This is a genomic window from Dactylosporangium sp. CA-139114 (assembly GCF_050955725.1).
Taxonomy (GTDB): Bacteria; Actinomycetota; Actinomycetes; order Mycobacteriales; family Micromonosporaceae; genus Dactylosporangium.
Window position 1 is genome coordinate 7,985,867 of sequence record NZ_CP192080.1, and the last position, 24,504, is coordinate 8,010,370.

Annotated in this window: 23 protein-coding genes; 2 read left to right on the plus strand and 21 right to left on the minus strand. The window is 71.8% G+C overall.

Going from position 1 to position 24,504, the window contains the following annotated elements; all coding sequences use genetic code 11:
* Window positions 1–128: 128 nt before the first annotated feature.
* From metK to pyrR, 11 genes are all read right to left on the minus strand, one after another.
* On the minus strand, window positions 129–1,322 hold the full coding sequence (metK, locus tag ACQP2P_RS35610) for a methionine adenosyltransferase (protein ID WP_433608485.1): 1,194 nt from the start codon (window positions 1,320–1,322) through the stop codon (window positions 129–131).
* A gap of 126 nt (window positions 1,323–1,448) precedes the next feature.
* Window positions 1,449–2,681 (minus strand): bifunctional phosphopantothenoylcysteine decarboxylase/phosphopantothenate--cysteine ligase CoaBC, encoded by a 1,233-nt coding sequence (gene coaBC / locus ACQP2P_RS35615; RefSeq protein WP_433608487.1) that lies wholly within the window; start codon window positions 2,679–2,681, stop codon window positions 1,449–1,451.
* Window positions 2,682–2,688: 7 nt separating this feature from the next.
* Window positions 2,689–2,958 (minus strand): DNA-directed RNA polymerase subunit omega, encoded by a 270-nt coding sequence (rpoZ, locus tag ACQP2P_RS35620; RefSeq protein ID WP_350612578.1) that lies wholly within the window; start codon window positions 2,956–2,958, stop codon window positions 2,689–2,691.
* A gap of 164 nt (window positions 2,959–3,122) precedes the next feature.
* Window positions 3,123–3,443: an integration host factor, actinobacterial type gene (gene mihF / locus ACQP2P_RS35625; RefSeq protein WP_190253177.1), complete on the minus strand. Its 321-nt coding sequence runs from the start codon at window positions 3,441–3,443 to the stop codon at window positions 3,123–3,125.
* Window positions 3,444–3,562: 119 nt separating this feature from the next.
* Window positions 3,563–4,369, minus strand: a complete 807-nt coding sequence (gene pyrF, locus ACQP2P_RS35630; protein WP_433619391.1) for an orotidine-5'-phosphate decarboxylase — start codon at window positions 4,367–4,369, stop codon at window positions 3,563–3,565.
* Window positions 4,370–4,401: 32 nt separating this feature from the next.
* A complete protein-coding gene (locus ACQP2P_RS35635) occupies window positions 4,402–5,403 on the minus strand; it encodes a quinone-dependent dihydroorotate dehydrogenase (RefSeq protein ID WP_433608491.1) in 1,002 nt (333 codons plus the stop codon).
* Entirely contained in the window at window positions 5,400–8,693 is a 3,294-nt protein-coding gene (carB, locus tag ACQP2P_RS35640) for a carbamoyl-phosphate synthase large subunit (RefSeq protein WP_433608493.1), read from the minus strand. Before carB ends, ACQP2P_RS35635 begins: the two co-directional genes overlap by 4 nt.
* Entirely contained in the window at window positions 8,686–9,798 is a 1,113-nt protein-coding gene (gene carA, locus ACQP2P_RS35645) for a glutamine-hydrolyzing carbamoyl-phosphate synthase small subunit (protein WP_433608495.1), read from the minus strand. Before carA ends, carB begins: the two co-directional genes overlap by 8 nt.
* The gene (locus ACQP2P_RS35650; RefSeq protein ID WP_433619393.1) at window positions 9,795–10,991 is read right to left on the minus strand and encodes a dihydroorotase; all 1,197 of its coding nucleotides are present in this window, start codon (window positions 10,989–10,991) and stop codon (window positions 9,795–9,797) included. Before ACQP2P_RS35650 ends, carA begins: the two co-directional genes overlap by 4 nt.
* A gap of 26 nt (window positions 10,992–11,017) precedes the next feature.
* Entirely contained in the window at window positions 11,018–11,932 is a 915-nt protein-coding gene (locus ACQP2P_RS35655) for an aspartate carbamoyltransferase catalytic subunit (RefSeq protein WP_433608497.1), read from the minus strand.
* Window positions 11,929–12,498, minus strand: coding sequence for a bifunctional pyr operon transcriptional regulator/uracil phosphoribosyltransferase PyrR (pyrR, locus tag ACQP2P_RS35660; protein WP_433608499.1), 570 nt, complete (start codon window positions 12,496–12,498; stop codon window positions 11,929–11,931). The genes ACQP2P_RS35655 and pyrR overlap by 4 nt, the downstream gene beginning before the upstream one ends.
* 191 nt (window positions 12,499–12,689) lie before the next feature.
* On the opposite strand from pyrR, the gene bldD reads away from it, so the two are divergent.
* Complete coding sequence (bldD, locus tag ACQP2P_RS35665; RefSeq protein ID WP_033356835.1) at window positions 12,690–13,178, plus strand: transcriptional regulator BldD; 489 nt, start codon at window positions 12,690–12,692, stop codon at window positions 13,176–13,178.
* Window positions 13,179–13,342: 164 nt separating this feature from the next.
* Here the strand turns inward: bldD and nusB are convergent, their stop codons facing one another.
* The gene (nusB, locus tag ACQP2P_RS35670) at window positions 13,343–13,750 is read right to left on the minus strand and encodes a transcription antitermination factor NusB (protein WP_433619395.1); all 408 of its coding nucleotides are present in this window, start codon (window positions 13,748–13,750) and stop codon (window positions 13,343–13,345) included.
* Window positions 13,751–13,791: 41 nt separating this feature from the next.
* The gene (gene efp / locus ACQP2P_RS35675) at window positions 13,792–14,349 is read right to left on the minus strand and encodes an elongation factor P (protein ID WP_433608502.1); all 558 of its coding nucleotides are present in this window, start codon (window positions 14,347–14,349) and stop codon (window positions 13,792–13,794) included.
* Window positions 14,350–14,541: 192 nt separating this feature from the next.
* On the opposite strand from efp, the gene mptB reads away from it, so the two are divergent.
* Window positions 14,542–15,894 (plus strand): polyprenol phosphomannose-dependent alpha 1,6 mannosyltransferase MptB, encoded by a 1,353-nt coding sequence (gene mptB, locus ACQP2P_RS35680; protein WP_433608504.1) that lies wholly within the window; start codon window positions 14,542–14,544, stop codon window positions 15,892–15,894.
* A 108-nt stretch (window positions 15,895–16,002) separates the two neighbouring features.
* Here the strand turns inward: mptB and aroB are convergent, their stop codons facing one another.
* The 8 genes from aroB to ACQP2P_RS35720 form a co-directional block, all read right to left on the minus strand.
* A complete protein-coding gene (gene aroB / locus ACQP2P_RS35685) occupies window positions 16,003–17,061 on the minus strand; it encodes a 3-dehydroquinate synthase (RefSeq protein WP_433608506.1) in 1,059 nt (352 codons plus the stop codon).
* Window positions 17,058–17,567 carry a shikimate kinase gene (locus ACQP2P_RS35690; RefSeq protein ID WP_433608508.1) on the minus strand — a complete coding sequence of 170 codons (510 nt, stop codon included), beginning with the start codon at window positions 17,565–17,567 and terminating at the stop codon, window positions 17,058–17,060. Before ACQP2P_RS35690 ends, aroB begins: the two co-directional genes overlap by 4 nt.
* A complete protein-coding gene (gene aroC, locus ACQP2P_RS35695; protein WP_433608510.1) occupies window positions 17,564–18,742 on the minus strand; it encodes a chorismate synthase in 1,179 nt (392 codons plus the stop codon). Before aroC ends, ACQP2P_RS35690 begins: the two co-directional genes overlap by 4 nt.
* A 55-nt stretch (window positions 18,743–18,797) precedes the next feature.
* Window positions 18,798–19,583: a shikimate dehydrogenase gene (locus ACQP2P_RS35700; protein WP_433619397.1), complete on the minus strand. Its 786-nt coding sequence runs from the start codon at window positions 19,581–19,583 to the stop codon at window positions 18,798–18,800.
* Window positions 19,584–19,597: 14 nt separating this feature from the next.
* Window positions 19,598–20,794: an endolytic transglycosylase MltG gene (gene mltG, locus ACQP2P_RS35705; RefSeq protein ID WP_433608512.1), complete on the minus strand. Its 1,197-nt coding sequence runs from the start codon at window positions 20,792–20,794 to the stop codon at window positions 19,598–19,600.
* Window positions 20,795–20,816: 22 nt separating this feature from the next.
* On the minus strand, window positions 20,817–21,284 hold the full coding sequence (gene ruvX / locus ACQP2P_RS35710) for a Holliday junction resolvase RuvX (RefSeq protein ID WP_433608514.1): 468 nt from the start codon (window positions 21,282–21,284) through the stop codon (window positions 20,817–20,819).
* 280 nt (window positions 21,285–21,564) lie between these two features.
* Window positions 21,565–24,225, minus strand: coding sequence for an alanine--tRNA ligase (gene alaS / locus ACQP2P_RS35715; protein WP_433608516.1), 2,661 nt, complete (start codon window positions 24,223–24,225; stop codon window positions 21,565–21,567).
* On the minus strand, window positions 24,222–24,488 hold the full coding sequence (locus ACQP2P_RS35720) for a hypothetical protein (protein WP_433608518.1): 267 nt from the start codon (window positions 24,486–24,488) through the stop codon (window positions 24,222–24,224). The genes alaS and ACQP2P_RS35720 overlap by 4 nt, the downstream gene beginning before the upstream one ends.
* Window positions 24,489–24,504: the final 16 nt, after the last annotated feature.

Sequence of the window (24,504 nt, forward strand, 5' to 3'; positions counted from 1 at the left end):
GCATCAATGACGGGTGAAGCTGAATGAATAGACGCTTCTGGATTCTCGTCCGGCGCCGGAAATGACGAAGGCCGATCAAACCGGGACCCGGGCTGATCGGCCAACGTCGGAAAAGTTTCGAGAATGCGTCAGGCGCCGGCGGCGGACTTCAGCTCGGCCGTGCGGGAGGCCTGCTCCCACGAGAAGCCGGGCAGCTCGCGGCCGAAGTGACCGTAGGCCGCGGTCTGCTGGTAGACCGGCTTGAGCAGGTCCAGGTCGCGGATGATGGCGGCCGGGCGCAGGTCGAAGACCTCGTTGATGGCCTTCTCGATGCGCTCGACCGGCACGACCTCGGTGCCGAAGGTCTCCACGAACAGCGAGACCGGGTGCGCCTTGCCGATCGCGTAGGCCACCTGCACCTCGCAGCGGTCGGCCAGGCCCGCGGCCACCACGTTCTTGGCCACCCAGCGCATCGCGTAGGCCGCCGACCGGTCCACCTTCGACGGGTCCTTGCCGGAGAAGGCGCCGCCGCCGTGGCGGGCGTAGCCGCCGTAGGTGTCGACGATGATCTTGCGGCCGGTCAGGCCGGCGTCGCCCATCGGGCCGCCGATCTCGAAGCGACCGGTCGGGTTGACCAGCAGGCGGTAGCCCTCGGTGTCCAGGCCCAGGCCCTCGAGCTCGGGGGCGATGACGTGCTCGCGCACGTCCGGGGTGAGCAGCGAGTCGAGCGAGATGTCCGGGGCGTGCTGGCTGGACACCACGACGGTGTGCAGGCGCACCGGGCGCAGGCCGTCGTATTCGATGGTGACCTGGGTCTTGCCGTCCGGGCGCAGGTAGGGGATGGTGCCGTCCTTGCGCACCGCGGAGAGGCGGCGGGCGAGGCGGTGGGCCAGCGCGATGGGCAGCGGCATGAGCTCCGGCGTCTCGTTGCACGCGAAGCCGAACATCATGCCCTGGTCGCCGGCGCCCTGCAGGTCGAGAGCGTCGCCGCCGGCGCCCTCGCGCACCTCGATGGCCGAGTCGACGCCCTGCGCGATGTCGGGCGACTGGGAGCCGATCGACACGCTCACGCCGCAGGACGCGCCGTCGAAGCCCTTCTTGGACGAGTCGTAGCCGATGCCCAGGATCGTCTCGCGAACGATCTTCGCGATGTCGGCGTAGGCGGTCGTGGTCACCTCGCCGGCGACGTGGACCTGGCCGGTCGTGATGAGCGTCTCGACCGCCACGCGGCTGCGCGCGTCCTGGGCGAGGAGTGCGTCGAGAACGCCGTCACTGATCTGATCGGCGATCTTGTCCGGGTGGCCTTCGGTGACCGACTCTGACGTGAACAGGCGGCGTGCCAATGGTGCTCCTCAGGAGATACGGCGGACGAGAGATGAGTTTCGCCAGAGTGTACGACCTCGGACCGGCGCCGCGGTCGACCCCCGGCTGGGTATCACGGCGCTGCGTTGCGCCTCACACTCCGTCGATCAGGCGAAACAGGCGGCCACGCGGTCCAAAATCCTATCCGCCAGCTCGTCTTTGGACAGTTCGGGCAACGGATCGCGGCTGCCGTCGGCACCGAGGATGACGGCCTGGTTGCGCTCCGCGCCGAAGGTCTTGTTCATGCCGACCTCGTTGACCACGATGAGGTCGGCCCGCTTGCGCAGCAGCTTCTCGTGCCCGGCGACGACGGCCCGCTCGAGGTCGGCGGTCTCGGCCGCGAAGGCGACGAGCACCTGCCCCTCGGGCTTGGCCGCGCCCAGCTCGGCGGCGATGTCGGGGTTGGTGACCAGCTCCAGCGTGGGTGCCGCGCCGTCCACCTTCTTGATCTTCGTCTCGGACAGCCGCGCGGGCCGGAAGTCGGCGGGCGCGGCGGCCATGATCACGGCGTCGGCGCCCTTGGCGGCGGTCACGGCGGCCACCCGCAGCTGCTCGGTGGTCTCGACCCGCACCACGTCGGCCCCCGCCGGGTCCGGCAGTGTGACGTTCGCCGCGATCAGGGTGACGCGGGCCCCGCGGGCCACGGCGGCGCCGGCGATCGCGTAACCCTGCTTGCCGGAGGACCGGTTGCCGATGAACCGGACCGGGTCGATCGGCTCACGGGTGCCGCCGGCGGTGACCACGATGTGCCGCCCGGCCAGGTCACCCCGGCCGGACTCCCCCGCCCCGCGGCGCAGCAGCCGGACGGCGACGGCGAAGATCTCGGCCGGCTCGGGCAGCCGCCCCTTGCCGGTGTCGGCGCCGGTGAGCCGCCCGACGGCGGGCTCGAGCACCACGGCGCCGCGGGCGCGCAGGGTGGCGACGTTGGCCTGGGTGGCGGGGTGCTCCCACATCTCGGTGTGCATGGCGGGCGCGAAGAGCACCGGGCACCGGGCGGTGAGCAGCGTGTTGGTGAGCAGGTCGTCGGCGAGGCCGTGCGCGGCCTTCGCGAGGATGTCGGCGGTGGCCGGGGCGACGACGAGCAGGTCGGCCTCGCGGCCGAGGCGGACGTGGGGCACCTCGTGGGCGCTGGTCCAGACGTCGGCGCTGACCGGCTGCCCGGACAGCGCGGCCCAGGTGGCCTCGCCGACGAAGGTGAGCGCGGCGGCGGTGGGCACGACCCGCACCCGGTGACCGGACTCGGTCAGCCGCCGCAGCAGCTCGCAGGCCTTGTAGGCGGCGATGCCACCGGCCACGCCGAGGACGACCCGAGGGCGTCCCTCGGCGGGCTGGTCAGGCATTGCTTGCTCAGACGACTTCTTCGATGCGCTCGGCGGTCAGCAGCCCGCTGTTGATCTCGCGCAGGGCGATGGAGAGCGGCTTCTCCTGCGGCGTGGTCTCCACGAGGGGACCGACGTATTCGAGGAGCCCCTCGCCCAGCTGGCTGTAGTAGGCATTGACCTGGCGGGCACGCTTCGCCGCGAAGATCACCAGGGCGTACTTCGAGGTCGTCTTTTCCAGCAGCTCGTCGATCGGCGGGTTGGTGATCCCCTGCGGGTCTGCCACGGTTCCGGCCACGGATCTAAACCTCAACACTTTCGGAATTGACGGCTCTTGCGAGCGAACCGCACAACCTTACCAGAGCCACGCCCCGACTGAGCAGCCGGAACGCCGACGCGCCCGGACCGGGAGGTCCGAGCGCGTCGGGATGATGCAACCGGTCCGGGGGGACCGCCGGGGGCTCACTTGCCGCCGGCGAACTCCCCGAGCAGGGCCTTGCGCTGCTGGTCGCCCAGGCCGCGCAGGCGGCGGCTCTCGGCGATCTTCAGCTTCTCCATGATCTGCGTTGCCCGGATCTTGCCGATGCCGGGCATCGCCTGGAGCACGGCCGAGACCTTGAGCTTGCCGACGACGTCGTCGGACTCCGCACGGTCGATCACGGCGGCAAGCGTCGTCTTGCCCTGCTTGAGTTGCTCCTTCAGCTCAGCGCGAGCCTTACGGATCTCAGCCGCCTTTTCCAAAGCGGCCGCGCGCTGTTCCGGGCTCAGTGACGGGAGCGGCACCAGGTCTCCTCAGGTCCCTTGAAAAAAGTGTTGATGGTCTAGCGCCGGGAAAACTAGCGGTCAGAAGCCATTTCGGCAACGTCGGAAGGCAAGATCGACGCCTTGTGAAGATTCGATGATCACGCAGTGACCACAATTGCGGACGCACAGGAATCACGCGCACGGTCCGCCGCGGCCCGCAACGCGGCCTGATCCGGACCCGCCGAGAGGACCTCACGCGACCATGACGGCAGCACGAGATCGAGCGCGTTGCCGAATACGGCGCGCAGATCCTCGGCCTTTCCGCCCTGCGCGCCGAGGCCCGGCGCGAGGATCGGTCCATTGAGATCGGTCAGCCTGTGGCCGGTCGGCCCGACGGTCGCGCCGACCACCACGCCGATGTCGCCCATCGGGCTCACACCCGCGTTGACCTGCGAAATCTCGTCGATGATGGTCTGCGCGACGGTGCGCCCGTCCGCCGCGACGGCCCGCTGGACGGCCGCGCCCTCGGGATTGGAGGTGAGGGCCAGGACGAACGCGCCGAGCCCGTTTTGGCGGGCCTTGTCGATGATCGGGCGAAGCGCACCGAAGCCGAGGTAGGGACTGACCGTGACCGCGTCGGCGCACAGCGGGGAGGCCGGATCGAGGTACGCGTCGGCGTACGCGGCGGCCGTCGAGCCGATGTCGCCCCGCTTGACGTCGAGAATCACGAGGCTCCCCGACCCGCGCAACTGTCGGATAACCGACTCGAGCACCGCTATGCCCCTGGAGCCGAAACGCTCAAAAAAGGCGGACTGGGGCTTGATCGCCGCAACCCGTCCGGCCAGGGCCTCCCCGACCGTCCGACCGAACGCTTCCAGGCCCTTGACATCGTCGGAGAGCCCCCAGGCGGCCAGCAGGGAGGGGTGAGGGTCGATGCCTACGCACAGCGGTCCCAGCGTGTCCATGGCGGCCCGCAGACGGGCCCCGAAAGCATCAGTCACGTCGCGCTCCTCGTCGCTGCGACGGCGCCGCGCACGAGCGCCGGGCCGTGGTAGATGAAGCCGGTGTAGAGCTGCACGAGCGAGGCGCCCGCGTCGAGCATCCGGGCGGCGTCGTCGGGGCGCGTGATGCCGCCCACCCCGATGACCGGCAACCCGGACTCCTTGGCCACGAACCGCACGACCTCCAGGGCCCGCGGGGCGAGCGGCCGCCCGCTGAGCCCGCCGGCCTGCGGGGTCGCCACGCCGGGGCGCTCGATGGTCGTGTTGGTCGCGATGAGCCCGGCCACGCCCAGCCCGAGGCAGACGTCGAGCAGGTCGCCCAGGGCGGTCTCGGTGAGGTCGGGGGCGACCTTGACCAGGATCGGCACCTCGCCGCCGAGCGCCTGGGCCTCCGAGCGCAGGGCTCCGAGCAGGGCCGACAGGTGCGCCTTGTCCTGCAGCTCGCGCAGGCCCGGCGTGTTGGGCGAGCTGACGTTGACGGCGAAGTACGAGCCCAGGCCGTACAGCTGCCGGAAGCTGTGCACGTAGTCCTCGACGGCGCCGCTCAGCGGGGTCACCTTCGACTTGCCCAGGCTGATGCCCAGCGGCACCGGCAGCGGCCCCAGCGCCCGCAGCCGGGCCGCGAGGGCCTCGGCGCCGGCGTTGTTGAAGCCCATCCGGTTCACGATCGCCTCGTGCTCGGGCAGGCGGAACAGCCGCGGCCGGTCGTTGCCCGGCTGCGCGTGCCGGGTGACGGTGCCCACCTCGACGAAGCCGAAGCCCAGCCGCGGCCAGGCGCCCAGCGCCCGGCCGTCCTTGTCCATGCCGGCGGCGAGCCCGACCGGGTTCGGGAAGTCCACCCCGAACACGGTCCGGCGGGCCCCGGGCGGGCTCAGGGCCCGCCGCGCCCGGGGCAGCCGCGCGAGCATGCGCAGGGTCCGCTCGTGCACCGACTCGGCGTCGCCGCCGTGCAGCCGGAACAGGACCGGGCGGACCGTGCGCTCGTAGAGGCCGCTCACCGCGCCTGCCGCAGGGCCGCGTGCAGCTCCTGCAGCGGGCGGACCGTCATCTCCCCGCGGATGAGCGCCTCGACGCCCATCACCGCGGCCGCCGCGCCCGGCAGGGTCGTGATGCAGGGGATGTCGGAGACGACGGCGGCGCTGCGGATCTCGTAGCCGTCCTGGCGCCCGCTGGAGCCCTGCGGGGTGTTGATCACCAGGTCGACCTCGCCGCCCGCGATGAGGGAGACGGCGTTGCGCCCGGCGCCCTCCTCGAAGTGCTTGGGCACGATCTCGCACGCCACGCCGTAGCGGCGCAGCACCTCCCCGGTGCCGGCCGTGGCCACGATCGCGAAGCCGAGGTCGGCGAGGCGCTTGACCGGGAAGACGATCCCGCGCTTGTCCCGGTTGGCCACCGTGACGAGCACGGTGCCGGAGGTGGGCAGCGAGCCGTACGCGGCCGCCTGCGACTTGGCGAAGGCGTGCCCGAAGGACGGGTCGATGCCCATGACCTCGCCGGTCGACTTCATCTCGGGGCCGAGCAGGTTGTCCACGCCCTTGCCCTCGGCGGTGCGGAACCGCTTGAACGGCAGCACCGCCTCCTTCACGGCGACCGGCGCGTGCTCGGGCACCGTGCCGCCGTCGCCCTCGGCCGGCAGCAGCCCCTCCGCGCGCAGCTCGGCGACGGTGGCCCCGAGCGCGATGCGGGCGGCCGCCTTGGCCAGCGGCACCGCGGTCGCCTTGGACACGAACGGCACCGTACGGGAGGCGCGCGGGTTGGCCTCGAGGACGTACAGCACGTCGTCCTTGAGCGCGTACTGCACGTTGAGCAGCCCCCGCACCCCGATCCCGCGCGCGATGGCGACCGTGTACCGGCGCACCTCGGCCAGGTGCACGGCCGCGAGCGTGATCGGCGGCAGCGCGCAGGACGAGTCGCCGGAGTGGATGCCGGCCTCCTCGATGTGCTCCATCACGCCGCCGAGGTACACCTCGCCGGTCGCGTCGCACAGCGCGTCGACGTCGATCTCGATGGCGTCGTCGAGGAAGCGGTCGACGAGCACCGGGTGCGCGGGCGAGATCTCGGTGGCCCGGCCGATGTAGTCGCGCAGGGTCGGCTCGTCGTAGACGATCTCCATGCCCCGCCCGCCGAGCACGTAGGACGGGCGCACCAGCACCGGGTAGCCGATCTCGTCGGCGATCCGCTTGGCCTCCGGGAAGGTGGTCGCGGTGCCGTGCGCGGGCGAGCGCAGCCCGGCCTCGGTGAGCAGCTGGCCGAAGAGGCCGCGGTCCTCGGCGAGGTCGATCGCCTTGGGCGACGTGCCCACGATCGGCACCCCGGCCCGCTCCAGGCGATCGGCGAGCCCGAGCGGGGTCTGCCCGCCCAGCTGCACGATGACGCCCACGACGCCGGGGCCGCCCGCGGCCCGGCCCGAGCTGTCCTCGGCGTGCACGACCTCGAGGACGTCCTCGAAGGTGAGCGGCTCGAAGTACAGCCGGTCGGCGGTGTCGTAGTCGGTGGAGACGGTCTCCGGGTTGCAGTTGACCATGACCGTCTCGAAGCCCTTGGCCCGCAGCGCCATGACCGCGTGCACGCACGAGTAGTCGAACTCGATGCCCTGGCCGATGCGGTTCGGGCCGGAGCCGAGGATGATCACCTTCGGCCGGTCGGACGGGGTGACCTCGGTCTCGTCCTCGTAGGTGCTGTAGTGGTACGGCGTTCCGGCCGCGAACTCGGCGGCGCAGGTGTCGACCGTCTTGTAGACCGGCCGCAGCCCGAGGCGGTGGCGCAGCGAGCGCACCCCGTCCTCGCCGGCGAACTCGGGCCGCAGCGCGGCGATCTGCCGGTCCGACAGCCCGGCGCGCTTGGCCCGGCGCAGCAGCGGCAGGTCGAGCACGGCGGCGTCGACGATCTCGGCCCGCAGCTCCACGAGCGCGGCGAGCTGGTCGACGAACCACGGGTCGAAGCCCGACGCGGCCGCGACCTCCTCGACGGTGTGACCCTGGCGCAGGGCCAGCTCCGCGGTGTAGAGGCGCCCGTCGTGCGGGACGCGCAGGTCCCCGAGCAGCGACGCGTCCGGCACCGTCCAGAAGCCCGCGGCCTTCGTCTCCATCGAGCGCATGGCCTTGCCCAGCGCCTCGGCGAAGGTCCGCCCGAGCGACATCGCCTCGCCGACCGACTTCATCGTCGTGGTGAGCTCGGCGTCGGCGCCGGGGAACTTCTCGAACGCGAAGCGCGGGATCTTCACCACGACGTAGTCCAGCGACGGCTCGAACGCGGCCGGCGTCTTGAGCGTGATGTCGTTGGGGATCTCGTCGAGCGTGTAGCCGATGGCGAGCTTCGCGGCGATCTTCGCGATCGGGAAGCCGGTCGCCTTCGAGGCCAGCGCGCTGGAGCGGGACACCCGCGGGTTCATCTCGATGACCACGAGCCGCCCGGTGGCCGGGTTCACCGCGAACTGGATGTTGCAGCCGCCGGTGTCGACCCCGACCTCGCGCAGCACGGCGATGCCGAGATCGCGCAGCCTCTGGTACTCCACGTCGGTGAGCGTCATCGCCGGCGCGACGGTCACCGAGTCGCCGGTGTGCACGCCCATCGCGTCCACGTTCTCGATCGAGCACACGACGACGACGTTGTCGTGCTTGTCGCGCATGAGCTCGAGCTCGTACTCCTTCCAGCCCAGCACGCTCTCCTCGATGAGCACCTCGTGCACGGGCGAGGCGGCCAGGCCGCCGCCGGCCAGCCGGTCGAGGTCCTCGGGGGTGTGGGCCATGCCGGAGCCGAGCCCGCCCATGGTGAAGGAGGGCCGGATGACGACGGGCAGGCCGAGCTCGGCGACGGTGGCGTGCACCTCGTCCATGGAGTGGCACACGCGCGAGCGGGGCGTGTCGCCGCCGGCGCGGGCGACGATGTCCTTGAACAGCTGCCGGTCCTCGCCGCGGCGGATGGCGTCGATGTCGGCGCCGATGAGCTCGACGCCGTACTTCTCCAGCACGCCGGCCTCGTGCAGCGCCACCGCGGTGTTGAGCGCGGTCTGCCCGCCGAGGGTGGCCAGCAGCGCGTCGGGGCGCTCCTTGGCGATCACCTGCTCGACGAACTCGGGCGTGATCGGCTCGACGTAGGTCGCGTCGGCGAACTCGGGGTCGGTCATGATGGTCGCCGGGTTGCTGTTCACCAGGCTGACCCGCAGGCCCTCGGCCCGCAGCACGCGGCAGGCCTGGGTGCCGGAGTAGTCGAACTCGCACGCCTGCCCGATGACGATCGGACCGGATCCGATGACGAGGACGTGCTGGAGGTCGGTGCGCTTAGGCATTGGTCTGCATCAGCTCCGCGAATCGATCGAACAGGTAATCCGCGTCGTGCGGCCCCGCTGCCGCCTCCGGGTGGTACTGCACGGTGAAGGCCGGCGTGTCGAGGCAGCGCAGGCCCTCGACGACCTTGTCGTTGAGGCACACGTGGCTGACCTCGACGGCGCCGAACTCGGTGTCGGCCCGGGCGTCCAGCGGCGCGTCGACCGCGAAGCCGTGGTTGTGGCTGGTGACCTCGACCTTGCCGGTGGTGCGGTCGAGCACCGGCTGGTTGATGCCGCGGTGGCCGTAGCCGAGCTTGTAGGTGCCGAAGCCGAGCGCCCGGCCGAGGATCTGGCTGCCGAAGCAGATGCCGAAGAGCGGGATGCGCGCGCCCAGCACCGACCTGGCCAGGTTCACCGGGCCGTCGGCGGTCGCCGGGTCGCCGGGGCCGGGCGAGAAGAACACCGCGTCGGCGCCGAGCGCCCGGATGTCCTCGAGCGTCGCCGAGGCGGGCAGCACGTGGGTGGTGACCCCGCGGGCGGCGAGCCGGCGCGGGACGTTGCGCTTGATCCCGAGGTCGATCGCGGCGACCGTGAACCGGTGCTCGCCCTCGGCCTGCACGGTGTACCGCTGCGCCGTGCTGACCTCGGCGGACAGGTCGGCGCCGAGCATCTGCGGCTGCTGGCGGACCCGTTCGAGCAGCGCCTCGGGGTCGGTCTCGACGCTGGAGACGCCGACCCGCATGGCCCCGCGCTCGCGCAGGTGCCGGGTGAGGGCCCGGGTGTCGACGCCGCTGATGCCCACCACGTTCTCGGCGGCCAGCCGGTCCTCGAGGCTGCCGGTGGCGCGCCAGTTGGAGTGGGTGCGGGACGGGTCGCGCAGCACGTAGCCGGCCACCCAGATCCGGTCGGACTCGTCGTCCTCGCCGTTGACCCCGGTGTTGCCGATCTGCGGCGCGGTCTGCACGACCACCTGGCGGTGGTAGGAGGGGTCGGTGAGCGTCTCCTGGTAGCCGGTCATGCCGGTGTTGAAGACGGCCTCGCCGAAGGTCTCGCCGATGCCACCGAACGCCTCACCGCGGAAGGTGCGCCCGTCCTCCAGGACGAGCAGGGCTTCTCTGCGCCTCACCGTGTTGCCTTTCCGTTCAGCACCGTCGGCTCGCCGCGCAGGTAGGTCGCGTCGATGCGGCCGCGCAGCTCCATTCCGGCGTAGGGGGTGTTGCGGGAGCGGCTGGCCAGGGCCGTCGGGTCGACGGTCCAGCGCACGCCCGGGTCGAAGATCGCGATGTTGGCGGGCCGCCCGACGGCCAGCGGCGTCCCGTGCCCGCTCAGCCCGGCGATGCGGGCCGGCGCCGCCGACATCCATTCGGCGATGCGGTCCCAGCGCGGGCCCATCGTCTGCACCACGATCGCCAGCGCCGTCTCCAGCCCGAGCATGCCGGGCCGGGCGTACGCCCACTCGCACTCCTTGTCCTCCACGCTGTGCGGGGCGTGGTCGGTGGCGACGCAGTCGATGGTGCCGTCCAGCAGGCCCTCACGCAGGGCCAGCACGTCGGCCTCGGTGCGCAGCGGCGGGTTGACCTTGAAGACCGGGTCGTACTGGGTGGCGCGGTCCTCGGTGAGCAGCAGGTGGTGCGGCGTGACCTCGGCCGTGACCCGCCAGCCCTTGGACTTGGCCCAGCGGATCAGCTCGACGCTGCCGGCGGTGGAGACGTGGCAGATGTGCAGCCGCGCGCCCACGTGCCCGGCCAGCAGCACGTCGCGGGCGATGATCGCCTCCTCGGCGACGGCCGGCCAGCCGGTGAGCCCGAGCCGCGCGGCGACCGCGCCCTCGTTCATCTGCGCGCCGGTCGTCAGCCGCGGCTCCTCGGCGTGCTGGGCGATGACCCCGTCGAAGGCCTTCACGTACTCCAGCGCGCGGCGCATGAGCCGCGGGTCGTGCACGCAGTGCCCGTCGTCGGAGAAGACCCGGACCCGGGCCGCGGACTCGGCCATCGCGCCGAGCTCCGCGAGCTGCTCGCCGCCCAGGCCCACGGTCACGGCCCCGATCGGCTGGACGTCGACCAGGCCGGCCTCGCGCCCGAGCCGCCACACCTGCTCGACCACGCCCGCGGTGTCGGCGACCGGCGAGGTGTTGGCCATCGCGCACACGGCCGTGTAGCCGCCCAGGGCCGCGGCCCGGGAGCCGGACTCGACGGTCTCGGCGTCCTCGCGACCCGGCTCGCGCAGGTGGGTGTGCAGGTCCACGAGGCCGGGCAGCGCGATGGCGGGCCCGGTCTTCGCCGGGTCGATCGCGACGATGACGCCGTCCTCGACGGTGATCTCGCCGAGCTGGGTGTTGGAGATGATCACGATTTTCCTCCGAGCAGCAGGTAGAGCACGGCCATCCGCACGGAGACGCCGTTGGCGACCTGTTCGACGATCGTGGAGCGGGCGGAGTCGGCCACCTCGGGCGCGATCTCCATGCCGCGGTTCATCGGGCCCGGGTGCATGACGATCGCGTGCTCGGGCAGGCGGCGCATGCGGGGGACGTCGAAGCCGTAGCGGCGGGAGTACTCGCGCTCGGAGGGGAAGTACGCCTGGTTCATGCGCTCCCGCTGCACGCGCAGCATCATCACCACGTCGGTGTCGGGCACCACCGCGTCGAGGTCGTAGCAGGTGCGGGCGGGCCACGCCTCGACCCCGACCGGCAGCAGCGTCGGCGGTGCGACGAGCGTCACCTTGGCCCCGAGCGTGTGCAGCAGCTGCACGTTGGAGCGCGCGACCCGCGAGTGCAGCACGTCGCCGACGATCGTGACGTTGAGCCCGGCGAGGCGGCGCAGGCGGCTGCGCATGGTGTACGCGTCCAGCAGCGCCTGCGTCGGGTGCTCGTGGGTGCCGTCGCCGGCGTTGACCACGCTGCCCTCGACCCAGTTGGCGAGCCGGTGCGGCGCCCCGCTGGCCGGGTGGCGCACCACCACGGCGTCGGCGCCCATCGCCTGCAGCGTCAGCGCCGTGTCCTTGAGACTTTCACCCTTGGAGACGCTGGAGCCCTTGGCGGAGAAGTTGATGACGTCGGCGGACAGGCGCTTGGCGGCGGCCTCGAAGGAGATGCGGGTGCGGGTGGAGTCCTCGTAGAAGAGGTTCACCACGGTGCGGCCGCGCAGCGTGGGCAGCTTCTTGACCTCCCGCGCGGCCAGGCTCGCCATCTCCTCGGCGGTGTCCAGCACCAGGGTGGCGGCCGGCGCGTCGAGGTCGGCCGCGCTGAGCAGGTGCTTGATCATGCCCGATCCCCCTTGCTCTTGATCACGACGGCGTCGCCGCCGTCGATCTCGGCCGTCAGCACCCGCACGCTCTCGTCCATGGAGGTCGGGATGTTCTTGCCCACGTAGTCGGCCCGGATGGGCAGCTCGCGGTGGCCGCGGTCGACCAGCACGGCCAGCTGGACGGCGCGGGGCCGGCCGAGGTCCTTGAGGGCGTCGAGCGCGGCGCGGACCGTGCGCCCGGAGAACAGGACGTCGTCCACGAGGATCACGCGGCGCCCGTCGAGGCCGCCCGCTGGAATTTCCGTGTGACCCACAGCACGTGTCGCGTGGAGCCGAAGATCGTCCCGGTAGAGAGTGATGTCCAACACACCCACCGGGACATCAAAGCCCTCGAACGCGGCGATCCGGGCAGCCAGACGGCGAGCCAGCGGAACGCCACGAGTAGGTATGCCCAGCAGCACCGTTTCGGCCGCGCCGGACGTCTTTTCCAGAATCTGATGGGCAATCCGGTCCACCACACGGGCGACATCTGCCGCCGTTAGGATGGTTTTACCCAGCTCAGTGCCGGTTGTCGAGGACGACAAAACCAGACCTCCTTCCCCGCCTCGCCGGACGGGTCGTTAAAGGATGTCGAACGTCAACTACCCTAACAACCGCCCTGACCAGGGCAACGGAAGGGTCTCGACCACTTGACCCCGCGTCGCGCGCCAGTTACGGTCACGCTCCGTAGCGATCGCTGGGGAAACCCCTCAGGCCAGTGACTGGGAGTGTCCGTATGCCGTCTGAGTACGCCAAGTCTCTTGGTGCTCGCCTGCGCTCCATCCGACAGCAGCAGGGGCTGTCTCTGCAGGGTGTCGAGGAGAAGTCGGCCGGGCGCTGGAAGGCCGTCGTCGTCGGGTCGTATGAGCGTGGCGACCGTGCCGTCACCGTCTCTCGCCTGGCCGAGCTGGCCGAGTTCTACCGCGTGCCCGTCGCCGAGCTGCTGCCCGAGGGCAGCGGTGTGCGCCACGAGCCCACCAACAAGATCGTCCTCGACCTGGAGCGCCTCTACGACGCCGGCGCCGAGGACCTCGCCTACGTCGCCCGGTACGCCCGGGCCATCCAGCAGCAGCGCGGCGACTACAACGGCCGCGTGCTGTCCATCCGCGCCGACGACCTGCGCGCCCTGGCGATCGTCTACGACGCCTCGCCGTCGGGCCTGGTCGAGCGCCTCAACGAGCACGGCGTGCTGGTCACCGACCCGCGGAGCCTGTTCCAGAGCTGACGCACGACCGCACGACGCAAGGGCCGCACTCGGGATCGAGTGCGGCCCTTCTGCTCTTGGCACCGCGCGGTCGCAGGGCCAGGGCCAGCGGAGCTGGGCCCCGGCCCGAGTCTCCCGGGAGGAACGGTCCGCAGGTGACGCGGTCCGGGCCCTGGAAAGAACGCTCAGGTGGCGTAGTCGGCGATCCGGCCCAGGATGCCGTTGAGGAAGCGGGGCGAGTCGTCGGTGGAGAGCGTCTCGGCCAGCTCGACCGCCTCGGTGATCGCCACCGGGTTGTCGATCTCGTCGTTGTAGAGCAGCTCGTAGACGGCGATGCGGGCCAGGTTGCGGTCCACCACCGGCATCCGCTCCAGCGTCCAGCCCTCGGCGTAGCTGGCCAGCAGCTCGTCGATGCGGGCCGAGTGCTCCTCGACGCCCTCGACCAGGCGGACCGTGTAGGGCAGGTAGGACGGCTTCGGCTCCTCCAGGTTGGCCACGTAGGCGGCCAGGACCGACCCGCGCGACTCCTTGCGCAGGTCGGCCATGTACAGCACGTCCAGGGCCCGCTTGCGAGCCTTGCGGCGGGCCGTCATCTGGGCGGTGACGTCACCGCCCAGGAAGGAGCTGTTACCGGTCACGCGCGGCCCAGGTAACGGCTGTCGCGGGTGTCGACCTTGATCTTCTCGCCGGTCGAGATGAACAGCGGCACGTTGACCGTCGCGCCGGTCTCGACGGTGGCCGGCTTGGTGCCGCCGGTGGAGCGGTCGCCCTGCAGGCCCGGCTCGGTGTAGGTGACCTCGAGGATCACCGAGGTCGGCAGCTCGACGTAGAGCGGGGCCTCCTCGTGCGTGGCGACGATCACCTCGGCCTCGGGGAGCAGGAACTTGCTCGCCTCGCCGACGACCCCGCCGGGGACGGTGATCTGGTCGTATGTGTCCAGGTCCATGAACACGTAGTCGTCGCCGTCGGCGTAGAGGTACTGCATCGTGCGCTTGTCGACGGTGGCCGTCTCGACCTTGGTGCCGGCGTTGAACGTACGGTCGACCACCTTGCCGGAGAGCACGTTCTTGAGGGTGGTCCGCACGAACGCGCCGCCCTTGCCCGGCTTGACATGCTGGAACTCAACGACGGTCCACAGGTCGCCGTCGAGGTTGAGCACCAGGCCGTTCTTCAGGTCGTTCGTGGATGCCATGTGATTCGACGTCACTTTCGTCACTGCCGGCCCAGCGGACCGGGAAGATGTGATCCCGAGCGGTACGCGGGAAAAGGCCCGGTGAAGTGTACCGGGAAAGGCAGGAGTGGCCCGACGCAGTGTACCGGGCGCGGCGGCCCGTGTTCATCTTTCCGTATCCATCGAGACACCTGACTCTGCCAGCGTGCCGGGGTGGGAAGACCGGACCTCCTCAACCGTACCCTGGGCTTCGCCGGATCCATCGCCATCGCCCTGGGCGGCCTGGCCGCGGGCGCTCTTGCCGAACGCGGTGACCCGTTCGCCCACTGGCCGGTGATCCGCGAGCTGCGGCACTTCCCACTGGTGGCGATCGCGGCGGCCTACCTGGGGATCGCCCTGCTGTGCGGCGCCTGGCTGCGGCTGCGGCGCACGCTGGACGAGCACACCCCGGCGGATCTCATGCGGACGCTGCTGTGCTGGGCGGCCCCGCTGGTGCTCGTCCCGCCGATGTTCTCCCAGGACGTGTACAGCTACCTGGCCCAGGGCGCGATGGTGCACGAGGGGCTCGACGCGTACAGGTTCGGCCCCAGCGCCATGGGCGGCCCCTTCGCCGCGGAGGTCCCCGCGATCTGGCAGAACACCCCGGCGCCCTACGGCCCGCTGTTCCTGCGCGCGGCCGCCGCCGTGGTCAGCCTCACCGGCGAGCACGTGATGCTCGGCGTCTGGGCCTTCCGCCTGATCGCCCTGGCCGGCGTCGCCCTGGTGGTGCTGTGCCTGCCCGGCATCGCGGCGCGCGTCGGCGTGCCGCCCCAGCGGGCGCTGTGGTTCGGCGCCCTGAACCCGCTACTCCTGCTGCACCTGGTGGCCGGCATGCACAACGACGCGCTCATGGTGGGCCTGATGACGGCCGGCATCTACGCCGCGCTGCGCCGCCACCCCGCGCTCGGCGCCGCCCTCGTCAGCACCGCCGCCCTGATCAAGGCCCCGGCCGCGCTGGCCCTGCTCACCGTGCTGGTGCTCGCCCCGCGCGCATGGCCGCGCATCGGGGCGGCCGCGGCCGCGTCGGCCGCCGGGCTGCAGCTCGCCTCCGGGCTCGGCCTCGGCTGGATCGGCGCGATGCGCACCCCGACGTCGGTGCGCAACGGCCTGTCCTTCAGCACCGACCTGGGGCTGCTGCTCGGCGCGGTGGGCTGGCCCGAGCCGATGCAGATCATCCGCACCGTGGCCGCGGTGGCCGGCTGCCTGCTGGCGGGCTGGGCGCTCCTGCGCGCCCCGAACCCGGTGGCCGGGCTGGGGCTGGCGCTGAGCTCGATCATCTTGCTGGGGCCGGTCGTGCATCCGTGGTACCTGCTGTGGGCCTTCGTGCCCCTGGCCGCGGGCCTGCGCCGGGTGCCGCAGGCGGCCGTGTGGGGCTCGGTGGGGCTGGCGCTGTTCCTGCTCCCGACCGGCGCGCCGGGGTTTCCGGAGGCGGTGGTCGCGGCGGTCGTCGGTACCGTGGCCGGGCTGCTCTACCTGCGGATGCGTCCGCCGGTCGCGGCTGGCCTGGCGGCCGTTCCGGCGGCCTGAGCGCACTGCCGCCCGGCATATCGGATTTATACCCTGACGGGCGACATGCTCGGGTCCGCGGGGGTCCGAACCGTTGCTCCCGCCAGGAATCCCGGCCTCCGCGGGTGGTTACGCCGCGACGGCGGTGTACGCGGCCCGCAGCAGCTCGTCGGAGGGGCCCTCCAGCGTGCCGGGCGCCGCCAGGGCGTCGAGCACCACGAAGCGCAGCATCGAGCCGCGGGCCTTCTTGTCGACCCGCATCGCGGCGTGCAGGTCGTCCCAGGCGCCGGCCGGGTAGGAGACCGGCAGGCCGAGGCGCTCGAGGATGGCCCGGTGCCGGTCGGCCACGTCCGCGCCGAGGCGGCCCGAGAGCCGGCCGAGCTCGGCGGCGTAGACGAGGCCGACGCTGATGGCGTGGCCGTGCTTCCAGCGGTACAGCTCCCGCCGCTCGATCGCGTGGCCCAGCGTGTGACCGTAGTTGAGGATCTCGCGCAGGCCGCTCTCGCGCAGGTCCTCGGAGACCACGCGCGCCTTGACGGCCACGGAGCGCTCGATCAGCTCGGCGAGCACGTCGCCGCGCGGGTCGAGGGCCGCGGCCGGGTCGGCCTCGATGCGATCCAGGATGGCCGGGTCGGCGATGAAGCCGCACTTGACGATCTCGGCCATGCCCGCGCGCAGGTCCTCGGCGGGCAGGGTGTCCAGGGCGGCCAGGTCGCACAGGACCCCGGCCGGCGGGTAGAACGCGCCCACGAGGTTCTTGCCGGCCGCGGTGTTGACGCCGGTCTTGCCGCCGACGGCCGCGTCGACCATGCCGAGCAGGCTCGTCGGCACCGTCACCAGGCGCACGCCGCGCAGCCAGCACGCCGCGACGAAGCCGGCCAGGTCGGTCACCGCGCCGCCGCCGACCCCGACGACCGCGTCGGTGCGGGTGAACGCGGCCGCGCCGAGCTCGTCCCAGCAGCGGGCCGCGACCGCGATGTCCTTGCCGGCCTCGGCGTCGGGGACCTCGATCGGCAGCACCGTGGCGCCCGCCGCGCTCAGGGCGGCCTCGATCCGGGCCGCGTGCGCGCGCACCGGGCCGGCGAAGATCACGGCGACCTGACCGGCCCCCTTGACCAGGTCCGCGACGGCGTCACCGGCGCCGCGTCCGATCTGCACCGCGTAGCCGGACACGTCGACGAGCTTCATGCCGCCCCCGCCAGGCGCTCGGCCAGCTGCTCGGCGATCTCCTCGGGGGTGCGGCCGCCGGTCGGCACGGTCACGGTCGCCACCTCCTCGTAGAGCGGGCGGCGCTGGTCGAGCAGGTGCTTGAGCGTGGCCCGCGGATTGATGGCGAGCAGGGGGCGGCCGGCGCCGAGGCCGACGCGGGACAGGGCGTCGGCGAACTCGACGGAGAGGTACACCACCGTGTGCCCGGCCAGCGCCTTGCGGGTCTCCTCGGCCAGGATCGCGCCGCCGCCGAGGGCGAGGACGCCGTCGAAGCCCTCGAGGGCGGAGCGGATCGCGGCGCGTTCGAGGGCCCGGAAGTGCTCCTCGCCCTCGTCGAAGAAGATCTCGGGGATGGGCTTGCCGGCCTCCGCCTCGATGAGGGCGTCGGCGTCGGAGAACGCCACGCCGAGGCGCTCGGCGAGTAGCTCCCCCACCGTCGTCTTCCCCGCTCCGGGCGCGCCGACGAGCACCGCGCGCGGGCTCACCTGATCACCAGGTTCTCGAGGTAGCCGGCCAGGTTGCGGCGGATCTCCGGCACCGAGTCGCCGCCGAACTTCTCCAGCGCCGCCTCGGCCAGCACCAGGGCGACCATGGCCTCGGCCACGACGGCCGCGGCCGGCACGGCACAGACGTCCGAGCGCTGGTTGATCGCCGTCGCCGCCTCGCCCGTGGTCACGTCGACGGTCTGCAGGGCGCGGTTGAGCGACGAGATCGGCTTCATCGCGGCGCGCACGCGCAGGGGCTCGCCGGTGGTGATGCCGCCCTCGAGGCCGCCGGCGCGGTCGGTGACGCGCTTGACGCCGTCGGGGGTGTTGACGATCTCGTCGTGGGCCACCGAGCCGCGCGAGCGGGCCTGGGTGAACGCGTCGCCGATCTCCACGCCCTTGATCGCCTGGATCGACATGAGCGCGGTGGCCAGGCGGGCGTCGAGCTTGCGGTCCCACTGCACGTGGCTGCCGAGGCCCGGGGGCACGCCGTACGCCAGCACCTCCACGATCCCGCCCAGCGTGTCGGCGTCCTTCTTGGCCGCGTCGACCTCCTCGACCATGCGGGCGCTCGCGTCCGGGTCGAGGCAGCGCAGCGGGTCGGCGTCGATGCGCTCGAAGTCCTCGGGGGTGGGCAGCAGGCCGGGCTTGGCCGCGACCGAGCCGAGCTCGATGACGTGCGAGACGATCTGGATGCCGAGGGCCTGGCGCAGCAGGGCCTTGGCGACCGTGCCCACGGCGACCCGGGCCGCGGTCTCGCGGGCGCTGGCGCGCTCGAGGATCGGGCGGGCGTCGGTGTGGCCGTACTTCTGCATGCCCGCCAGGTCCGCGTGGCCGGGCCGGGGCCGGGTCAGCGGGGCGTTGCGGGCCTGGGCCGCGAGGACCTCGGCGTCGACCGGGTCGGCGGACATGACCGTCTCCCACTTGGGCCACTCGCTGTTGGCGACCCGGATCGCGACCGGGCTGCCGAGCGTCAGCCCGTGCCGGAGGCCGCCGATGAACTCGACGACGTCCTGCTCGAAGGCCATCCGGGCGCCGCGGCCGTAGCCGAGGCGTCGACGGGCGAGCTCAGCCGCCACGGACGCACTCGTCAGCTCCACTCCGGCGGGCACGCCCTCGAGGATCGCGACGAGCGCCGGGCCATGGGATTCCCCAGCAGTCAACCAGCGCAGCACGCTCGCCAGTTTGTCACGTGCGTGTTACCCGCCGGCCCGCTGGGCCGCGCCGATCTCACCTGGTGGCGGACAGGGCCGCGCGCATCGCGGCGACGGGCGCCTTGGCCGAGGTGAAGAGCTCGAACTGGTCCACCGCCTGCCACAGGAGCAGGTCCAGGCCCGAGACGATCGGGCAGCCCGCGCGCTGGGCCGCCGCCGCCAGCGGGGTCGGCCACGGGTCGTAGATCGCGTCGAAGACCACCGGCCGCGCGGAGAAGTCCGCGACCGCCAGGTGGTCGGCCGCGCCCTTCGGGACCGTCGAGATCAGCACCGGGGCCGCGGCCGCCTCCGCGGCGGCCGCCCAGGGCAACGCCGTCAGCTCCACGTCCAGGGCCTCCGCCACCGGGCGCAGCTCCTCGGCCGCCTCCGGGCGCCGCGTGTAGACCGTCACGTCCGCCGCCAGGCTGGCCGCGGCCGCGATCGCCGCCCTCGCGGTGCCGCCGGCGCCCAGCAGGGCCACGGCCGGCGTGCGGGAGACGCCGGCCTCCAGCAGGGCCCGCACCATGCCGGGGGCGTCGGTGTTGTACGCGTGCCAGCCGTACGGACGGCGCACGAGCGTGTTCGCGGCGCCGATCGCCGCCGCGAACGGGTCGACGAGGTTCGCGACCCGCAGGGCCGCCTCCTTGAGCGGCATGGTCAGGGAGAGCCCGGCCCACTCGGGGCCGAGCCCGCCGACCAGATCCGCCAGGGCGCTCTCGTCGCATTCGATGGCGTCGTACGTCCAGCCGCCCAGGCCCGCCGCGGCATACCCGGCACGGTGGATCGCCGGTGAGCGCGAGTGGCCCACCGGCTTGCCCAGCACCGCGGCACGGGGCACTACTTCACGCCGTTCTTCTGCGCCTGGGTCCAGAGCTGCTGGAACTCCGAGTACGTCTTGGCGTAGGCGGTGTCGCCCTGCGTGTTGATGGCGAGGAAGTAGTAGTAGTCCGACTTCGGCGGGTTCATGGCCGCACTCAGCGCGCTGTTGCCCGGGTTGCTGATCGGGCCGCGCGGCATGCCGGGGAAGTCGTGCGTGTTGTAGGGATTGTTCCTGTTGTGGATCTCGCTGTTGAGCAGCTCGGTCGAGGGCTTGGCGCCCTTGTTCGTGATCCGCAGGTAGTAGTTGACCGTGCTGTCGACCTGCAGGCAGTTGCACGGGAACTTGCCGCTGTAGACGCGGTTGTACAGCACCCGCACGATGCCGGCCTGGTCCTTGTCGAGGCCCTCGACCTGGGCGATCGACGACGCCACGAGCGCCTCGTAGGGCGAGATGTGCAGCGCGCTCTGGACCGTGTCGATGAAGCCGATCTTCTCGATCTCCTGGTTGAACCGGGCGATGATGATCTTCAGGATGCCGGCCGCGTCGACGTTCGGCGGGAGGTCGTAGGTCGCCGGGAACAGGAAGCCCTCGATGCCCGGGTCGCGCTCCTTCTTGTCCTGCCGCGTGTACCAGACGTCGCCGACGCCGAGCGCCTTCGGGTCCTTGGCCGCGTTCTCGAAGTCCGAGTAGGGGATCTTCGTGACGTCCGACAGCTTCTTGAACGTGTCCTGCCAGGTCAGGCCCTCGGGCAGGGTCACCTTGTTCACGACGCGGCTGCGCGGGTCGAGCATGAGCGACAGCGCGGCCGAAGCCTTCATCTGCTTGCGGAGGCTGTAGAAGCCCGCCTGGAGCTTGCGGCTGCGCTCGTCGTTCTTGGCCGCCTCGATGAACGCCTTGGCGCTCTTGACGACGTCCTTCTCGACGAGGGTGTTGGCGATGTCGGCGGCGAGCTGGCCCTGCACGACCTCGACCGTCACCTCACCGGTGCCCCCGCCGTTGTAGTCGGGGGCGTTGAACATGTTCTTGACCTTGTCGATGCCGACCCACACACCGAGAGCGAGGCCGCCGACGACCAGCAGGCTGATGAAGAAGGCGAGGAAGGTCTTGCCGCCGCGGCCCTTCTTGCGTTTCCTGGCCGGGGCGGAGTTGGAGTTGGACCGGTGCCGGTGACGCGGCCGCTCCTCGTCCTCCCACGCCAGATCCAGCTCGTCCATCTGCACTCTGCCTCCTGGGCGCTCAGCCACGAACTGCTCCGGCACGTCTGGCGTCGAGCCAACCCTGCAGGATCTCCACCGCGGCCGCCTGGTCGACGACCGCGCGCTGGCTCCTGCCTCGGACGCCGCGCTCCGACAGCCTACGTGCTGCCGTCGCGGTGGACATCCTCTCGTCCGTCAGCACGACGGGCACCGGCGCCGCCGCGGCGGCCAGCCGATCCGCATACTGCCTGACGAGGGTCGCCGCCGGACCCTCGCGGCCCGCCAGATTGATCGGCAGGCCCACGACGAGCTCGACGGCTTCATACTCGGCGACGTACCGGAGAATCTCCGAGATGTCGGACGGCTGCTTGTCCGGCTCGGTCTTCTGGTCTCGCGCGACGGTGGCCACGGGGCTGGCGAGGATGCCGTCGGGGTCACACACGGCCACGCCGACCCGCACCGACCCCACGTCGATGCCGAGGCGTCTTCCCCTGGTCCACTGCTCCACACGCGCACGATAACCGTTTCGCGCACCGTTACGCTCCACCCCCCGCTCGACCGGGTGCCGGGAACGGAAGACTTAAGACGGGCTTGAACCATTGGCCGGACAGGGTTTCCGGCCGGTGACGCGGCCCGTGCGCGCCGCGTCACCGTCCGACACGCCGGTTGCGTGGACTGTCCCCCACTCGGGGGATACATCCGGTATTTCGGATTTCGGCAAATCGGCGCGGACAGCAAAAGGGCGGCCCCTGTGCGGGACCGCCCCATCGAGCTGCTTGCAGGGCTTTTTACAGGGCCCTCTCCACCGCGGCGAGCAGGTTCGGCGCCTCGGCGGCCGGGACGCCGCCGCCCTGCGCGAGGTCGGCGTTGCCGCCGCCGCGGCCGGACAGGGCGCCCTTGACCAGGTCGCCCGCCTTGAGGCCGCGGTCCTTGCCGGCCGCGTTGACGGCCACGACCAGCGACGCCTTGCCGCCCGCCCGCGAGGTCACGGCCACGACGGCCGGGCGGTCCGCCGGGATGCGGCCGCGGATCTCCTGCACCAGCGTGCGCACCTCGTTGGCCGACGTGCCCTCGGGCGCCTCGGTGCCGACGAACGCGACGCCGCGCACGTCGCGGGCCCCCTCGGCCAGCGCGCCGGCCCCGGCCAGCACGACCTGCGTGCGCAGCTTCTCCAGCTCGCGCTCGGCGTCACGCAGCTGGGCGACCGTCTGCTCGACGCGATCGGCCACCTGGTCGCCGGGGACCCGGAACAGCTCGGCCAGCCGGGACACGAGCACGTGCTCGCGGGCCAGGTGACTGAACGCGTCCAGGCCGACCAGCGCCTCGACGCGGCGCACGCCGGAGCCGACCGACGCCTCGGAGAGGATCTTCACCAGGCCCAGCTGCGAGGAGCGCTCGACGTGGGTGCCGCCGCACAGCTCGCGGGCGTAGTCGCCGACCTCGACGACCCGGACCTCGTCGCCGTACTTCTCGCCGAACAGCGCCATGGCGCCGATCTTGCGCGCCTCCTCCTGCGAGGTGATGAAGGCGTTCACCTGCAGGTCGCGCAGGAGCACCTCGTTGACCTGCTGCTCCACGTCGTGCAGGACGCTCGCGGGCACGGCCCCGGGTGTGTTGAAGTCGAAGCGCAGCCGGCCCGGGGCGTTGAGCGAGCCCGCCTGGGTCGCCGACTCGCCGAGGAAGTTGCGCATCGTCTGGTGGATCAGGTGCGTCGCGGTGTGCGCGCGGGACACGGCCCGGCGCCGGTCGACGTCGATCTCGGCGAACGCGGTGTCGCCGGGGTGGACCTCGCCGGCCACCACGCGCGCGCGGTGCACGATGAGGCCGGGCAGCGGCGACTGGACGTCGAGCACCTCGACCTTGCCGCCGCCGAGCGTGATGAACCCGGAGTCGGCGAGCTGGCCGCCGCTCTCGGCGTAGAACGGGGTCGCGTCGAGGACCAGCGAGACCTCCTCGCCCTCCCCCGCCGCCTTCGCGCCGAGCAGGGTGCGGACCCGGGACTCGCGGGCGGCCTCGCGGTAGCCGGTGAACTCGACCGGGCCGCCCTGCTCCAGCGCCGCGCGGTAGGCGGACAGGTCGGCGTGGCCGGTCTTGCGCGCCTGGGCGTCGGCCTTGGCGTTGGCCTTCTGCTCGGCCATGAGCCGGCGGAAGCCGTCCTCGTCCACGGCCAGGCCCTGCTCGGCCGCGATCTCCAGGGTCAGGTCGATCGGGAAGCCGTAGGTGTCGTGCAGCTGGAACGCCTTGTCGCCGGCCAGCAGCGAGCCGCCCTTGGCCTTCGTCTCGGTGACGGCCAGGTCGAGGATGGTGGTGCCGGCGTTGAGGGTCTGCAGGAAGCGCTCCTCCTCGCCGTACGCGTACTGCGAGATCCGGTCGTACTCCGCGGCGACCTCGGGGTAGGACGGGGCCATGCAGTCGCGGGCGATCGGCAGCAGCAGCGGCAGCGACGGGCCCTCCTGCCAGCCGAGCAGGCGCATCGAGCGGATCGCGCGGCGCAGGATCCGGCGCAGCACGTAGCCGCGGCCCTCGTTGCTCGGGATGACGCCGTCGGAGATGACCATCAGCGCGGTGCGCACGTGGTCGGCGATGACGCGCAGGCGCACGTCGTCGGGGTGGCTCTCGGCGGCGACCTGGGACACGGCCTGGCCGTAGCGCTTGCCGGTCAGCTCCGCGGCCTTGGCCAGGATCGGCTGGACCTCGTCGATCTCGTACAGGTTGTCGACGCCCTGCAGGATGGAGGCGATGCGCTCCAGGCCCATGCCGGTGTCGATGTTCTTGTTGGGCAGGTCACCGACGATGTCGAAGATCTCCTTCGACTTCACGTTGGTGATCTCGTGCTGCATGAAGACGAGGTTCCAGTACTCCAGGTAGCGGTCCTCGTCGACCTCGGGGCCGCCGGCCTTGCCGTAGGCGGCGCCGCGGTCGTAGTACAGCTCCGAGCAGGGGCCGGCCGGGCCCGGGATGCCCATCGACCAGAAGTTGTCCTTCTTGCCGCGCCGCACGATGCGCTCGGCGGGCAGGCCGGTGCGCCGCCAGATGTCGATGGCCTCGTCGTCGTCCAGGTAGACGGTGGCCCAGATGCGCTCCGGGTCCAGCCCGAAGCCGCCGTCGGCGACGGAGTTCGTCGACAGCTCCCAGGCCAGCTTGATGGCGCCTTCCTTGAAGTAGTCGCCGAAGCTGAAGTTGCCGTTCATCTGGAAGAACGTGCCGTGCCGGCTGGTCTTGCCGACCTCGTCGATGTCGGGCGTGCGGATGCACTTCTGCACGCTCGTGGCCCGGCTGTAGGGCGGGGTGCGCTGACCCAGGAAGAACGGCACGAACTGGACCATGCCCGCGTTGATGAACAGCAGGTTGGGGTCCGCGATCGCCGGTAGCGGCGCCGACGGCACCACCGTGTGCCCGTTGTTCTCGAAGTGGGCCAGGAAGCGTCGCTTGATCTCGGCGGTTCTCATCGGTACTGCGGGCCTTCCGGGTAAAGGTCGTCGTCGAGGGTCAGGCCTTCGGCGAACGCGGCCTGGATCTCGGCCTCACGCTCGGCCATGCCGTCGCGCACGTCGTCCACGAAGCTGCGCACTCCGGCGGCGATGCCCATGGCACCGTCCCGCGCCGACGCCGCGATGCCCTGCGGGGTGAAGGCCTGGGCCTTCTTGGTGACCGCCCGGACCACCAGCGCCCCGACGGCGAGTCCGATTCCGAGCCACAGCAGACGCCGCATGGCTCAACCCTTCCCT